This is a genomic window from Culturomica massiliensis (assembly GCF_900091655.1).
GTDB classification, from domain to species: Bacteria; Bacteroidota; Bacteroidia; order Bacteroidales; family Marinifilaceae; genus Culturomica; species Culturomica massiliensis.
On the sequence record NZ_LT594621.1, the window covers coordinates 3,450,230 to 3,464,077 of the forward strand.

Below are 13,848 nucleotides of genomic sequence, written 5' to 3' on the forward strand. Positions count from 1 at the left end.
GGTCTGATTGTAAAAAAAGCGCCCCGAAAGGCGCTTTTATTTTTAGTCATTCAGTGTAAATCTGATGAAAGAGGTAACGGTTAAATCCTTATCATGACTTTGTATGTAAGTTTTAACTGTTTCTTTCGGTTCTTTTACGAATGCCTGGTTCAATAAAGTTGCTTCCTGGAAGAATTTGTTCAAACGTCCTTGAGCAATTTTCTCAAGCATGTTTTCAGGTTTACCTTCTTCGCGGGCTTTTTCTTTACCGATTTCCAACTCGTGAGCTACGATATCTGCCGGAACATCGTCTTTATCGATTGATACCGGAGCCATAGCTGCTGCTTGCATAGCAACATCTCTCTTGACCTGGTTGTCGGCTTCTTTATTGAATCCGATGACCGTGGCCAGTTTATTACCCGGGTGGATATAAGCGACTGTAGCTTCAGCTTCTACTTTGCCGTAGTATGCCAACTCCAGTTTTTCACCGATAACACCGGTCTGTTCTGCAATCTGATCAGCGATAGAACGACCTTCGATATTCAAAGCCAGCAGAGCTTCTTTATCAGCCGGCATATTTGCTAATGCACAGTCGAGGATTTGACGGGTGAAGTTGATAAAGTTTTCGTTTTTAGCTACGAAGTCGGTTTCGCAATTCAAGCTAACCATAACGCCTTTTTTGCCTTCGGCAACAGCCAATACACAGCCTTCTTTGGCTTCTCTGTCGGCACGTTTGCTGGCAACTACAAGACCTTTTTTACGGATAATGTCTACTGCTTTATCAAAGTCTCCTTCGGCTTCGATAAGCGCATTTTTACAGTCCATCATCCCTGCATTCGTTGCATGACGCAACTTCATTACTTCAGCTGCTTTTATTTCCATAACTTGATTTTTGATTTAAGATTTACGATTTACGATTCCGGATTCAGATTGTTTTACTCAGAGTATTATAATCGTAAATCTGAAATCGTAAATCTGAAATCGATTTATTCTTCTGTTGCTTCTTGGGTTTCTTCAACCTCTTCTACTTCAACGGTTTCTTCGGCTCCTGCTTCAGCGTTTACCTTTTCAGCTTTTTTGCCGACAGGCTTTTTGTCTCCTTCTTTATCTTTTTCAGCTTTTCTTTCGTTCAAGCCTTCTTTGATAGCGTCACAAACCGTGTCCATAATCAAAGAGATAGAAGTAGATGCATCGTCGTTGCACGGAATAACGAAATCTACCGTGTCCGGATCAGAGTTGGTATCAACCATAGCAAACACCGGAATTCCCAATGCCCGGGCTTCTTTTACTGCGATGTATTCTTTCATAACATCAACAATGAAAAGGGCTGCAGGAAGACGGGTCAAATCAGCGATACTTCCTAAGTTCTTGTCCAGTTTTGCACGTTGGCGGGCAATCTGGAGTTTTTCTCTCTTAGAAAGGTGATCGAATGTACCGTCTTTTTCCATCTTATCGATGGTAGTCATTTTTTTAACAGCCTTACGGATTGTCGGGAAGTTGGTAAGCATACCGCCCGGCCATCTTTCCGTTACATACGGCATATTGATATTAGAAATTTTTTCTGCAACAATGTCCTTAGCCTGTTTCTTTGTTGCAACAAACAGAATTTTCCGTCCTGATTTAGCGATCTGTTTTAAAGCTGCAGTAGCTTTGTCTAACTGGATAGCTGTTTTGTTCAGGTCGATGATGTGGATATCATTACGCTCCATGAAAATATACGGAGCCATTTTAGGATTCCATTTACGGGTGAGGTGTCCGAAGTGACAACCTGCATTTAATAATTCGTCAAAATTTACAGACATAAATAATTTTTCTAAAAGTTTACATTCTTAATTTAAGCAATTGTCGGGTAGTCCTGATCAGAAGTCCCGTCAATTTAGATACTAAACTGCTATTAACGTTTAGAGAACTGGAATCTCTTACGAGCTTTCGGTTGACCCGGTTTTTTACGTTCAACTTCACGTGGGTCACGGGTCAGGAAGCCGGCGGCTTTCAACTGAGGTTTGTTCTCTGCATTAATTTCTACCAAGGCTCTGGCAATACCTAAGCGTAATGCTTCTGCCTGCCCTTTGAAACCACCTCCGTCAAGGTTTACCCGGATATCGTACTGACCGGTTACGCCTAATAATTCAAGAGGTTGTTTTACAACATACTGAAGTGTCGGTAATGTGAAGTATTCTTCCAGATTCTTTTTATTGATCGTGATATTACCTTTTCCTTCGTTTACATAAACGCGAGCTACTGCTGCTTTTCTTCTACCGATAGCGTTAATTACTTCCATACCTTATTATTTAAATAAATTTAAATCGATTTTTTTCGGTTGTTGAGCCTCTTGTTTGTGCTCTGAACCGGCATATACAAAAAGGTTTTTCAGCACGGCTCTTCCAAGACGGCTTTTGGGAAGCATTCCTTTAACAGCATGTTCGATAACTCTTTCCGGATGTGTCGCTAATACGGCGGCCGGATTGGTGTGTCTCTGTCCACCCGGATAACCGGTGTGACGGGTATACTGTTTTTCGGTTAACTTATTTCCGGTTAACACGATTTTTTCGGCATTGATGATAACGATGTTATCACCGCAGTCTACGTGAGGAGTGTAGGACGGTTTGTATTTGCCTCTCAGGAGTTTCGCAACTTTAGCGGCAAGACGTCCCAAAACTTCGTTTTCTGCGTCAATCAAGAGCCATTCTTTTTTTACCGTGGCTTTGTTGACGTAAGTCGTTTTGTAACTAATTTGATCCACTTGTTTTTAATTTAATATTAAACATCTGTTTGTATTTTGAAAAGATAAGTGCTTGCAGTTCTTTGGATTAAGGGAAACGCGACAGCCGGGCAGACTGATAAATCCTTTATCCCAGAATGTGCCTGTAAGGTAAATGGCTAAGGTTCAGCCTTACAGTTTAAAGCACAGACCACTTCAAAATGAGGGACAAAGGTATATAAAATATTCTTATAATCAAAGGATTTGGTTCTTAAGAATCGTAGCCGATGCTTCCGGGAACCGGGCGGTTCATTGCCTTCCGGATGCCGCCCGGTGATAAATCATCCGTTTATTTTTGATTTACGATTCTTCATTTTGCAAGGAAGGACTGTGGGTATAATCGAAAATCGTCAATCTGAAATCTAAAATTAAAACGTCAGTTTTTTGAATCCGGAACTTGGCCGGAAATAAGCTCTGTTGTTGTTCTGCGGATTTAAGTTGCTAAAGGAAACGGAGGTAAATCGTCTGGCATTAATCATTTTTTTCATTGTTTGTTTTTTACTTTTTACTTTTTGTTCTATCTTTGCGCCGTTTTACTTCTAGAATTGTGGACAGACTGGCAGAATATAAAATAGCTCACCGGGGTTTGGGAGAGGGACGTCACGTGTTCGATTTTGTTTTGGATGACAATTTTTTTAATTGTTTTGATGCGACAAAAGGAACCCAGGGTGCTGTGAATGCCAGGGTCGAGATTTTGAAGAGTTCGTTACTTATGGAAGTAAGAATAAAAATTGACGGCTCTGTAAAATCGGCATGCGATCGTTGTCTGGGAGAATTGGATTTGAAGGTGGAGGGAGAAATGGAGATGTATGTAAAACAGAGTGAGCGGGAGTCCGGAAATGATGACGATTTTATCGTTTTGGCACCGGAAGATGACTTCCTGGATTTGAGCACTTGCTTGTATGAGGTCTATATGTTGAATTATCCGATTCGGGTTGTGCATGAAGACGGTGAGTGTGACGGTGAGATGGAGGAAATGTTGGGTAAGTATTTAAAGGAAGAAAAAGATAAACCTACGGATCCCAGATGGGATGAATTGAAAAAATTAATTAATAACTAAATAAAGTAAAGAGAAATGGCACATCCTAAACACAAAATCTCTAAGCAGAGAAGGAATAAAAGAAGAACTCACGATGCACTTACCGTGAAGGCAATTGCAAAGTGTTCTAATTGTGGTGCTGCTGTACAGTATCATACCGTATGTCCTGAATGTGGATATTACAGGGGAAAATTAGCTATTGAGAAAACAGTAGTTGCCTGATTTATACTATACGGGATTGTTCTTATCATACACAGCCTCCTATAGTATAGGGGGCTATGCCTGTTTATTTAAATCCCGTTAGTGTACTTCTGACTTTTTATGTCGGAAATTGTTGTCAGATGACCGGAATTTTCGAACAAAAGCCAGGGAAGAAATAAATCAAAGTATATTAAATACATGTTATGGAAAGACCAAAAGCAATAATAACAGGAGTTGGAGCCTATATTCCCGATTATATTCTGAATAATGAGGAATTGAGTCGGATGGTAGATACTACTGACGAATGGATTATGACCAGAGTCGGTATCAAAGAACGGCATATCCTGAAGGATAAAGACAAAGGAAGTGCTTATCTGGGAGCCCGGGCCGTAGAAGATTTATTGAAAAAGACAGGAACAAGTCCGGATGAGGTGGATTTATTGATTTGTGCGACAGTTACTCCGGATATGCATTTTCCGGCTAACGCCCAGATTATCGCAGACATGGTCGGAATCCGAAATGCTTTCGGATTTGATTTGAATGCCGGTTGTTCCGGATTTATATACGGATTGGTGACGGCTACACAATATGTGGAGAGCGGTCGCTATAAAAAGGTTGTTTTTGTCGGAGCAGAAAAAATGTCTGTTATTACCGATTATACGGATCGGAAAACCTGTCCGTTGTTTGGGGATGCATCTGCCGCTGTTTTGCTTGAACCGACGACGGAGAATTTGGGTGTGATCGATCATATTTTACGTTCTGACGGAAGTGGACGGTCTCATTTATATATGAAATCCGGCGGCTCTTTAAATCCGCCTTCATTAGAGACAGTAACGAACCGCGAACATTATATCATTCAGGATGGGCAATATGTATTTAAACATGCGGTATCCAAGATGGCGGACGTATCCGTTGAGATTATGGAAAGAAATAATCTGAAGGCAGAAGATGTCGCTTGGTTGGTGCCTCACCAGGCTAATCTGCGAATTATCGATGCGACAGGTCATCGGATGGGACTCGATCCCTCTAAAGTGATGATCAATATTCAAAGGTACGGGAATACCACTTCTGCGACAATTCCGCTTTGCCTTTATGAATGGGAAAAACAATTGCACAAAGGAGATAATCTGATTCTTTCGGCTTTTGGAGCCGGTTTTACATGGGGATCTGTTTATTTAAAATGGGCATACGATACGAAATAGTAGGAATGTGATTCCAAGGGGAAAACTGGTGATATCCGGAAGGATGTCACCAGTTTTTTATTTGGCTCGACCAACATTTTTATCTATATTCGTCTTTGATTTTACATGTGAATATGGAGTCTTATAATTGGGATGTAAATAATAAAGGGTCACGGGTATTGAAAGATACTGTGGTAAATGGGAATATCCGCTCGGAGAACAGTATTTATCTGGAGGGACGGGTATCGGGCGATATCCATTGTAAATCGGATTTGATACTTGCGGAGGGTGCAGAAGTTGACGGAGATGTGTATTGTGATAATTTATATATCAGCGGTGTGATAAAAGGAAATGTGGAGGTTGTACATAAAGCTTTTTTAGAAGAACATGCCGTAATAAAGGGGCATCTGATTACCTCCTGTCTGAAGTTGTATACATCGTCAGTGATAGAGAAAGGATTAAGATTGCAAGATAAAATAAATAAATAAGCGTATGGGCAAAGAAACGAATAGTAATGCTGTCAATTTGTTGTGTGAAGGAACTGTTATTGTCGGAGATATAAAAACAAAGAATGATATCCGGATAGATGGCATCATCAAAGGTAAGATTGTCACTTCAGGACGGCTTGTTGTCGGAAATACGGCCAAGATTGAAGGGGATATCGACTGTGTAAATGTCGATGTGATGGGAGTGATACTCGGCAATATAACAGCCAGTAATACGGTTTCTTTAAAAGCTCCGGCCAAGGTGATCGGAAATATCGTGTCTTCGGTGTTGTCGATAGATCAGGGGGTATTCTTCAATGGAAATTGCCAGATGATCAAGAAGGAACCGAAGGAAACAAAGGAAGTCATTAAATAGGTTCCGGATGCGAGTATTGATTCTTATTCCGGCGCGTTATGCTTCTACCCGTTTCCCCGGCAAGCCGTTAGCGGAAATCGGCGGAAAACCGGTGATACAGCATGTGGTGGAAAAGGCCGTAGCTGTTTCCGATTGTGTTTATGTGGCTACGGATGATCGGCGGATTTATGACCGGGTCGTGGCATTCGGAGGAAAAGCCGTCATGACGGCTGCGACACATTGCAGCGGTACGGACAGGTGTTATGAGGCTTATTGTAATGTGATGGCTTTACGGCAGGAAGAATACGATGTCGTCGTGAATATTCAGGGGGACGAGCCTTTTATAATTCCGGAACAGATTCGTGCTTTGGCTGCCTGTTTTGAAAATCCGGCGGTTCAAATTGCAACTTTGGCTAAAAGGTTCGAGTGTAATGCGGATGTTTTTGATCCGAATAAAGTAAAAGTGGTTTTTTCCGCTTTGGGACAAGCTCTTTATTTTTCCCGTTCTCCGATGCCTTTTTGCAGAGGTGTCGATCAGGAAGAATGGATAAAAACAGCGGCTTTTTATAAACATATCGGGATGTATGCTTATCGTCCGGAAGTACTGAAAGAGATCACGGCCTTGTCTCAAGGCAGCTTGGAAAAAGCAGAGTCGTTGGAGCAATTGAGGTGGTTGGAAAACGGCTATCAAATAGCTGTTCGTATCACCGATCACGAATCTATCGGTATCGATACGCCCGAGGATTTGGAAAGAGCCAATGCATTGATATAAAGAAAGCCGCAAATGCGGCTTTTCTTATATCGTCATAATATCTTTTTCTTTGGCGATCAGCATGTCTTCTATTTTTTTGCTGAAGGTATCTGTCATTTTCTGAGCTTCGGTTTCGGCATCTTTGGCTACATCTTCCGGCAGGCCTTCCTTGACCAGTTTTTTGAATTCATCGATTGCATCGCGGCGTGCATTCCGGATACTGATCTTTGCTGTTTCTCCTATGCCTTTTGCTTGTTTCACCAATTCTTTTCTGCGTTCTTCTGTCAAAGGCGGTACGTTAATGCGGATGATTTCTCCGTTGTTGTCCGGATTGAAACCTAAGTTGGCGTTCATGATTGCTTTTTGAATGGGGGCCAGCATATTTTTTTCCCACGGCTGTACTGCAATTGTACGGGGATCGGGAGCTGTGATATTGGCCACCTGAGATAACGGGGTCGGTGTACCGTAGTAATCTACCAGTACATCGTTTAAAATTTTAGGATTGGCTCTCCCGGCTCTGATTTTTGCCAGTTCATTTTCGAGATGGGTCAGGGCATTTTGCATTTGCTCTTTAGCATCGTCCATAAATAATTTTACTTCCTCGTTCATATTTTATTTTTTGAATGATTTAAACGGACCTCCTCTATATTGTCACTGCCTTTAAATAAATTACATCTGTAACAGTTAAATAAAACAGTATCGAATATCGGATAAAACAAAGGTAGAAAAATTTTTCAGGATTTAAAAAATCCACAGCACTTTGCAATCGTAAGTGCTGTGGATAATTATACGGTATTATATTATTCGGATAAAAATACCTGAACCTGCATTAATTTTTGATTTTCCCCCAAAGATGGGATTGATTTGTGCGTATAATTAAAAATTCGTAAATCAAAAATCTGCAATTTATATGTTGACTTATTTTGCTGTTGTCGGCTCGAATACGATTGGAAGCGTATAAGCTACTTTTACAGCTTGTCCCCTTTGTTTTCCGGGTGTCCATGCCGGCATGGCGTTGATGACCCGTAAAGCTTCGTTATCAAGAGCCGTATTGCCGCTGCTTTTGGAAATTTTTGCATTGTGGATTGTTCCGTCTTCAAAAATAACGTATTGCACGTAAGTTCTGACTGGCGCTTTTACATCTACTCCTGCCGGAATCCGGAGGTTTTCCTGCAACCATGCTTTTTGATTGCCGTTAAACCGGGGCATTGTTTCTACTACCTGAAAAATGTCATCCGCTTTCGGAGCCGGTGTATCCGTTTGCTGCTTGGGTGCTGCCGGTTTGCTTATTCCAAAATTGATAGGTAATGTATACTGGACATCTACCGCTTGTCCTTTTTGCTTTCCGGGAGTCCACGCTGGCATAGATCTGATTACCCGAAGCGCTTCTGCATCCAATAGCGGATTAGCACCTTTGGCTATTTTCGCATCCCTGATTTTTCCGGTTTTGGTGATAATAAAGCTGACATAAACTTTACCACCGATACCTTTTTCGATAGCTTCGACCGGGTATTTAATATGTTTGTTTATCCATGCTGTGGGGCTGCCTTCGCTGAATTGAGGCATCTCTTCTACCACTTGGAAAACTTCTGATTTTGCCGTATCCTGGGATTGGACAGCCAGAGTTTTAATTGTTTCGGAAAAAAATTCTGCCGGTTTGGCAATTGCCGGTTTACCGGTAACGATGCAACTGAAAGATAGGAATAATACTCCGCTAAGAATAAAAGCAGGAATGTAATACCATATCCTATACCTGGGTGTTTGTTTTTGTGTCATCATAATCATACGTTTTTTAAGATTTGAACATGAAAAACCATTGCTGAAAGAAAGGTCTCCTTTCAGTGTCTGATTGACGAGCAGCCGAAGATAACTACCGGTTTGAAATCTCCTGACAACTTGCCGATCTGCTATATATTCATGGTTTTGGACTATAGCCTTTTTGAATATCCAGATGAGAGGATTGAACCAATTGAAAATACAAAGGATACTGAGAAGATGAAGGTCCAGACTGTGTAATTGCCGGATATGAATCTTTTCGTGTTCGAATATCTTGTGTTTGTTTTCTTTGTCAAGTCCTTGGGTGTTTATATAAAGACGGTTGAATACCGAGAAGGTTGAATGGTTTTTGTTTTGTAATAATATAAAATACAAGCCTCTGAATTTTTTATGCGGGTGTTCGTGGCTTAACCAGAATAATTTATTCCAAAAAGACAGATAATGTAAACCGAATAAAAATACGCCCGCCCAATAGATGTATTTTAGATAGTCGTAAAGACTATTTCCATGGGCCTGGATATGCTCCGGTTGGGAGGCGGTTTCGATTTCCTGTAAGAAGTTTGCCGGTAATACCGGAAGTGGGGAAACGTTTTCGTTCACCGTTAAAGTAATTTGTATAAAGGGTATGCAAACCGCAAAAATGACTGATCCCAACAAATAAATCCGGTTGAGGTTGAAAAAAGTTTGTTTTTTCAATACCATTTGATAATACAAAAGCATTATTCCTAAAATGGTTGCGGATTTCAATATGTAGGTCAAAAATAACATATCGTTTTAGTTTTGGTTGGCTTTCAGTTGTTTGAGAATTTCTTCCAGTTCCCGAATGTCGATTTTTTCCTGGCGGGCAAAAAAAGATACCATTTGCGGAAATGAATTATTGAAATAATTGCCAATAAAATGCCGGAGAAATTTACGGGTATATGTTTCTTTATCCATTAAAGGATAGTAACAATGGCTTTTGCCAAAACTTTCGTGACTTACGAACCCTTTGTCCTGTAATATGCGCACGATTGTTGAAACCGTGTTATAAGCCGGTTTGGGTTCCGGTAGCTTGTCTACAATTTCTTTTACGAATGCCCGGTTCAGTTCCCATAGCACTTGCATGATTTGTTCTTCAGCTTTTGTCAGTTCTTTCATTTTCTCCCTTATTTATAGGACAAATATATAACTAATTTTTTAGTTACAAAACTAATTCCTTAGTTTTTTTTATTTCCAGGCTCTATTTTCCACTTTTCGTCCCGGTATTAGGGATGTTAATCTTTACTGACGTTAATCTTTACTGACGTTTTTTATTTTAATTTCCGGATTTTATAATTGATAGCGGTGATAAAGATATTCATGAGCGGAGAAATCAGGTTGAAAAAACAGAAAGGGAGGTATTCCAGCGTGGCGACTCCCAATACTTTGGAGTGTGTTGCTCCGCAACTATTCCAGGGAACGAGCACCGAAGTCATGGTAGCCGAATCTTCGAGGGCCCGGCTGAGTACTTCGGGTTTCAGCTTTTTTTCCTGATAAGATTTTTGAAGCATTTTTCCGGGAATGACAATAGCCAGATATTGGTCACAGGCCGTGATATTGAAAAATATGCACGTGCCGATAGTTGTACCGACCAGTGAAGTTTGGTTGGTAATGAATAGAAGGAAGGTTTGGGTTACTTTTTTCAAAAAACCGCAGGCTTCCATAACTCCTCCGAATGTAAGGGCTGCCATAATCAGCCATACGGTGTTCAGCATGCCTGCCATCCCGTTTGTCGTCAGGAGGTTGTCCACTTCGGTAACTCCTGTCGTTAACGAGACTCCCTGAAATACCGATTGGGTCAATAGTTGATATTTGTTTTCTAATCCTTCCGCCGTGATCAGTTGGTTCAGTAGTTCGCCTTGAAACAGAAGGGCAAAGAGTATGCCGAATGTCGTTCCACAGATCATTGCCGGAATGGGGGGTACTTTTTTGATGATGATGATGATTAAAGCCAGGGGAACAATGAGCAGGAAAGGCGAAATGTGGAAGGTTTGAGCTATTCCTTCCTTAATAAATTCTGTGCTGACGGTTGTGTTGTCGCTCCAATGAAAGAGGCCGATGACGGCAAAAATAACGAGGGTCAGAATCATAGTAGGACCGGTCGTGTAGATCATATAGCGGATGTGCGTGAACAGATCGGTACCGGCGATTGCCGGAGCCAGGTTGGTGGTGTCGGAAAGCGGAGACATTTTGTCTCCGAAATATGCGCCGGATATGATCGCTCCGGCAACTAGTCCCGGATTGAGCCCGAAAGCATTCCCGATACCGATGATGGCGACCCCGACGGTTGCAATCGTAGACCAGGAACTTCCCGTTGCCAGAGAAACAATGCTGCATAGGATGACTGTTGCCAATAGAAAGTAGGAAGGATGCATAATATCGACGCCATAATATATCATCATCGGGATCACTCCACTGATCATCCAGGCGCCGCTTAATGCCCCGATCAGCAGCAGGATCAGAATAGATGTCATAGCCGAATGAATGGTCTGAACGATTTTGCGTTGCATGTTTTCCCATTTCACTTTATTGTGCCATCCGATCAGTCCTCCTATTATAGCTGCAATAAACAAGGCAATTTGGTTGGCTCCACCGATCGGATCTTCAAAGTATTTTACATTAAGAAATAGCAGAACGATCAAAATCAGCACGGGAAGCAGGGATTGTATAAACGAAGGGCTTTTACTTTCAGTCATGGATAAACAAATTAAATTATAACATTATTGTACCGATAAATCTGGCCGAAAGTTTACCGGGATATGTTTTTATACATCAATCCTCCGGCTGCTGTCGTTATTTATTTTTGTTTGAGCCTGGAGTTGCCAGACCGATGTGTTTTACTTACAGCTTTTGTCGTTTCGACTCAATGAGGATACAAAAATAAAAGAAATACTAACGCTAATGATTCGATAATCAAAAATATACAGATTTCCCGGATTGTGTATTTTTTAGTATTTGTTTAAAAATCGTCAGACCGGAAAATGGATTCCCGGGTATGGATTTTCTCCGGCTGTCTATAAAAACGGACGGAAATTCTATTTAGTTCTATTAAAAAACAAATTGACCTGAATAAAATCCCCACAGCTATCTGATTTCAATTCTACTCCAGTTCTATTAAAATCAGGCTTGTCTGATTTAATTGTGTTAATTGCTTCCAATTTCAATTCTACTCCAGTTCTATTAAAATAAGTCGCCCGTATACTTCTTCTTAACCGTCCGGACTATTTCAATTCTACTCCAGTTCTATTAAAATTATGCCGGCACTTAATGGTACGTACTAAGGAAAAGGATTTCAATTCTACTCCAGTTCTATTAAAATTACCCATTTTTATTATCCCAGGTTTTGCGGGGTTATATTTCAATTCTACTCCAGTTCTATTAAAATCAAATCAGGAATATTAAAGAATAAAATGTGATAATGATTTCAATTCTACTCCAGTTCTATTAAAATCCGTTAAGTGGTTTGTGGTATATATATGATATATAGATATTTATTGGTTGTGTGTGTTTTGTTTTTAGGATTGTTTGCAGTCGACCTTTCGTTCTTTTATTTTCCCTGACCTTTGACGACTTGGGTTAAGGTGTTTGTTTTCAGCATATCAATGAACTTGTGTTGTCCGTTTTCAGAAATAGTTTTATTGTTTGGACTGATTTTTGGCGGGACCGACGCCTCCAAAGAAAGCTATTTTGTGTTAAGGTTAAAACTTACAATGCTTTTTAGCGAGTCTAATTTAGTAAAAAATAGTCGTTTAAAATCGGAATTTGAATAAAACGAATTGTTGTTGTCTAATTTTTTCCATTGATAATGATAAAACAGATACATTATTATAGTTGTATTTGCCGGATTGATAAATAGGAAGTACAGGTTCAAAATTTGAAGTTGTTTTTTTATTACCGATTAAAGTATACCTTTGTAGGTCAGTAAAATAATCAGGGTTCTGAAATATGTAATTTGAAATAGTTAAAGATGCATTGGAGGTTTTAATTCTTTGGGTTTAAGGGAAGGATAAAACAGGAAATGAATTGATTTACGGTATGGAGAGAAAAGATTTTGAAATAATGGCACCGGTCGGGTCTTACGAATCTTTGTCGGCGGCCTTGCAAGGGGGAGCGGATTCGGTGTATTTCGGCGTGGAGGGTTTAAATATGCGGGCCCGTTCGTCGGCTAATTTTACTTTGGACGATCTTAGAAATATAGTGGGGATTTGTGAGGAAAAAGGAGTAAAGACTTATTTGACTGTAAATACCATTATTTACAACAATGAGTTACAGAAGATGCATGAGGTGATCGATTGTGCGAAAGAAGCCGGGGTATCCGCCATTATTGCATCTGATTTGGCTGCTATTCTGTATGCACATTCCCGGGGAGTTGAGATACATATCAGTACGCAGTGTAATATTACGAATTACGAGACGGTACGTTTTTATGCCCAATACGCGGATGTGATGGTATTGGCCAGGGAAATGGATATGAATCAGGTGGCTGATATTTACCGCCGGATACAGGAAGAGCAATTACGTGGACCGAAAGGAGAATTGATACGTATTGAAATGTTTGCCCACGGAGCTTTGTGTATGGCTGTGTCGGGGAAATGCTATCTTAGTTTACATGAAAAAAATGCGTCGGCTAACCGGGGAGCCTGCTTTCAGATCTGCCGGCGGGCCTATACGGTAAAGGACCGGGAAGGTGAGGTCGAACTGGATATTGAAAACGAATATATCATGTCTCCCAAAGATCTTTGTACGATCGGTTTTCTGAATAAGATGATCGATGCCGGAGTGAGGGTGTTTAAATTGGAAGGACGTGCCCGTCCCGCTGAATATGTATTGACTGTCTGTCGTTGTTACGATGAGGCTTTAAAAGCCATTTTGGATCGTACGTATTCTGCTGAAAAAATTGAAATTTGGAAACAACGGTTAGCGACTGTGTTTAACCGGGGCTTTTGGGACGGTTATTACCTGGGACAGCGTTTGGGAGAGTGGAGTGAAGTGTACGGTTCGAAAGCGACCCGGAAGAAGATAGCATTGGGCAAGGTGACGAACTATTTTTCGAATCTTCAGGTCGGGGAATTTAAGCTGGAATCTTTCGATCTTTCTGTAGGAGATGAAGTATTGATTGTCGGGGAGACGACGGGTGTTATTGAAATGAGGGTGCCGGAAATCCGGGTCGATTTGCAGCCTGTGGAGAAGGTTAAAAAGGGTATTCTTTTTTCGATGCCGGTACCGGAAAAAGTCCGGAGAGGAGATAAAATCTATAAATGGGTTGAAACTACACCTGATTTGATGCAATAAGAGATAACTT

Annotated in this window: 15 protein-coding genes and 1 CRISPR repeat array; of the genes, 7 read left to right on the forward strand and 8 right to left on the reverse strand. The window is 40.8% G+C overall.

Annotated elements, in window-relative coordinates:
- Positions 1-42 precede the first annotated feature (42 nt).
- From tsf to rplM, 4 genes are all read right to left on the reverse strand, one after another.
- Positions 43-861, reverse strand: coding sequence for a translation elongation factor Ts (tsf, locus tag BN8908_RS15330; protein ID WP_021987879.1), 819 nt, complete (start codon positions 859-861; stop codon positions 43-45).
- Positions 862-965: 104 nt separating this feature from the next.
- Positions 966-1,781: a 30S ribosomal protein S2 gene (rpsB, locus tag BN8908_RS15335; RefSeq protein ID WP_068691515.1), complete on the reverse strand. Its 816-nt coding sequence runs from the start codon at positions 1,779-1,781 to the stop codon at positions 966-968.
- A 92-nt stretch (positions 1,782-1,873) separates the two neighbouring features.
- Complete coding sequence (rpsI, locus tag BN8908_RS15340) at positions 1,874-2,260, reverse strand: 30S ribosomal protein S9 (RefSeq protein WP_021987881.1); 387 nt, start codon at positions 2,258-2,260, stop codon at positions 1,874-1,876.
- A 6-nt stretch (positions 2,261-2,266) separates the two neighbouring features.
- Entirely contained in the window at positions 2,267-2,722 is a 456-nt protein-coding gene (gene rplM, locus BN8908_RS15345; RefSeq protein WP_021987882.1) for a 50S ribosomal protein L13, read from the reverse strand.
- 565 nt (positions 2,723-3,287) lie between these two features.
- Here rplM and BN8908_RS15350 point away from each other — a divergent pair.
- The 6 genes from BN8908_RS15350 (at position 3,288) to kdsB (ending at position 6,773) form a co-directional block, all read left to right on the forward strand.
- Positions 3,288-3,800, forward strand: coding sequence for a YceD family protein (locus BN8908_RS15350; RefSeq protein ID WP_068692365.1), 513 nt, complete (start codon positions 3,288-3,290; stop codon positions 3,798-3,800).
- Positions 3,801-3,815: 15 nt separating this feature from the next.
- On the forward strand, positions 3,816-4,001 hold the full coding sequence (rpmF, locus tag BN8908_RS15355; RefSeq protein WP_021987884.1) for a 50S ribosomal protein L32: 186 nt from the start codon (positions 3,816-3,818) through the stop codon (positions 3,999-4,001).
- Positions 4,002-4,183: 182 nt separating this feature from the next.
- Positions 4,184-5,182, forward strand: coding sequence for a beta-ketoacyl-ACP synthase III (locus BN8908_RS15360; protein ID WP_021987885.1), 999 nt, complete (start codon positions 4,184-4,186; stop codon positions 5,180-5,182).
- A gap of 113 nt (positions 5,183-5,295) precedes the next feature.
- Positions 5,296-5,649, forward strand: coding sequence for a bactofilin family protein (locus BN8908_RS15365; RefSeq protein ID WP_021987886.1), 354 nt, complete (start codon positions 5,296-5,298; stop codon positions 5,647-5,649).
- A 4-nt stretch (positions 5,650-5,653) separates the two neighbouring features.
- Complete coding sequence (locus BN8908_RS15370; protein ID WP_021987887.1) at positions 5,654-6,022, forward strand: bactofilin family protein; 369 nt, start codon at positions 5,654-5,656, stop codon at positions 6,020-6,022.
- 7 nt (positions 6,023-6,029) lie between these two features.
- Positions 6,030-6,773, forward strand: coding sequence for a 3-deoxy-manno-octulosonate cytidylyltransferase (gene kdsB / locus BN8908_RS15375; RefSeq protein ID WP_068691517.1), 744 nt, complete (start codon positions 6,030-6,032; stop codon positions 6,771-6,773).
- Positions 6,774-6,797: 24 nt separating this feature from the next.
- On the opposite strand, the gene frr is transcribed toward kdsB, so the two are convergent.
- The 4 genes from frr to nhaC form a co-directional block, all read right to left on the reverse strand.
- Positions 6,798-7,361 carry a ribosome recycling factor gene (gene frr / locus BN8908_RS15380; RefSeq protein ID WP_021987889.1) on the reverse strand — a complete coding sequence of 188 codons (564 nt, stop codon included), beginning with the start codon at positions 7,359-7,361 and terminating at the stop codon, positions 6,798-6,800.
- A 309-nt stretch (positions 7,362-7,670) separates the two neighbouring features.
- Positions 7,671-9,296: a M56 family metallopeptidase gene (locus BN8908_RS15385; RefSeq protein ID WP_021987890.1), complete on the reverse strand. Its 1,626-nt coding sequence runs from the start codon at positions 9,294-9,296 to the stop codon at positions 7,671-7,673.
- Between the two features lie 6 nt (positions 9,297-9,302).
- On the reverse strand, positions 9,303-9,665 hold the full coding sequence (locus BN8908_RS15390; RefSeq protein WP_021987891.1) for a BlaI/MecI/CopY family transcriptional regulator: 363 nt from the start codon (positions 9,663-9,665) through the stop codon (positions 9,303-9,305).
- Positions 9,666-9,817: 152 nt separating this feature from the next.
- Positions 9,818-11,242, reverse strand: a complete 1,425-nt coding sequence (nhaC, locus tag BN8908_RS15395) for a Na+/H+ antiporter NhaC (RefSeq protein ID WP_068691519.1) — start codon at positions 11,240-11,242, stop codon at positions 9,818-9,820.
- A 395-nt stretch (positions 11,243-11,637) separates the two neighbouring features.
- A CRISPR array of direct repeats spans positions 11,638-11,997; the repeat unit is 30 nt; unit sequence ATTTCAATTCTACTCCAGTTCTATTAAAAT.
- A 584-nt stretch (positions 11,998-12,581) separates the two neighbouring features.
- On the opposite strand from nhaC, the gene BN8908_RS15400 reads away from it, so the two are divergent.
- Positions 12,582-13,838 carry a peptidase U32 family protein gene (locus BN8908_RS15400; protein ID WP_068691521.1) on the forward strand — a complete coding sequence of 419 codons (1,257 nt, stop codon included), beginning with the start codon at positions 12,582-12,584 and terminating at the stop codon, positions 13,836-13,838.
- The last annotated feature ends 10 nt before the right edge of the window (positions 13,839-13,848 follow it).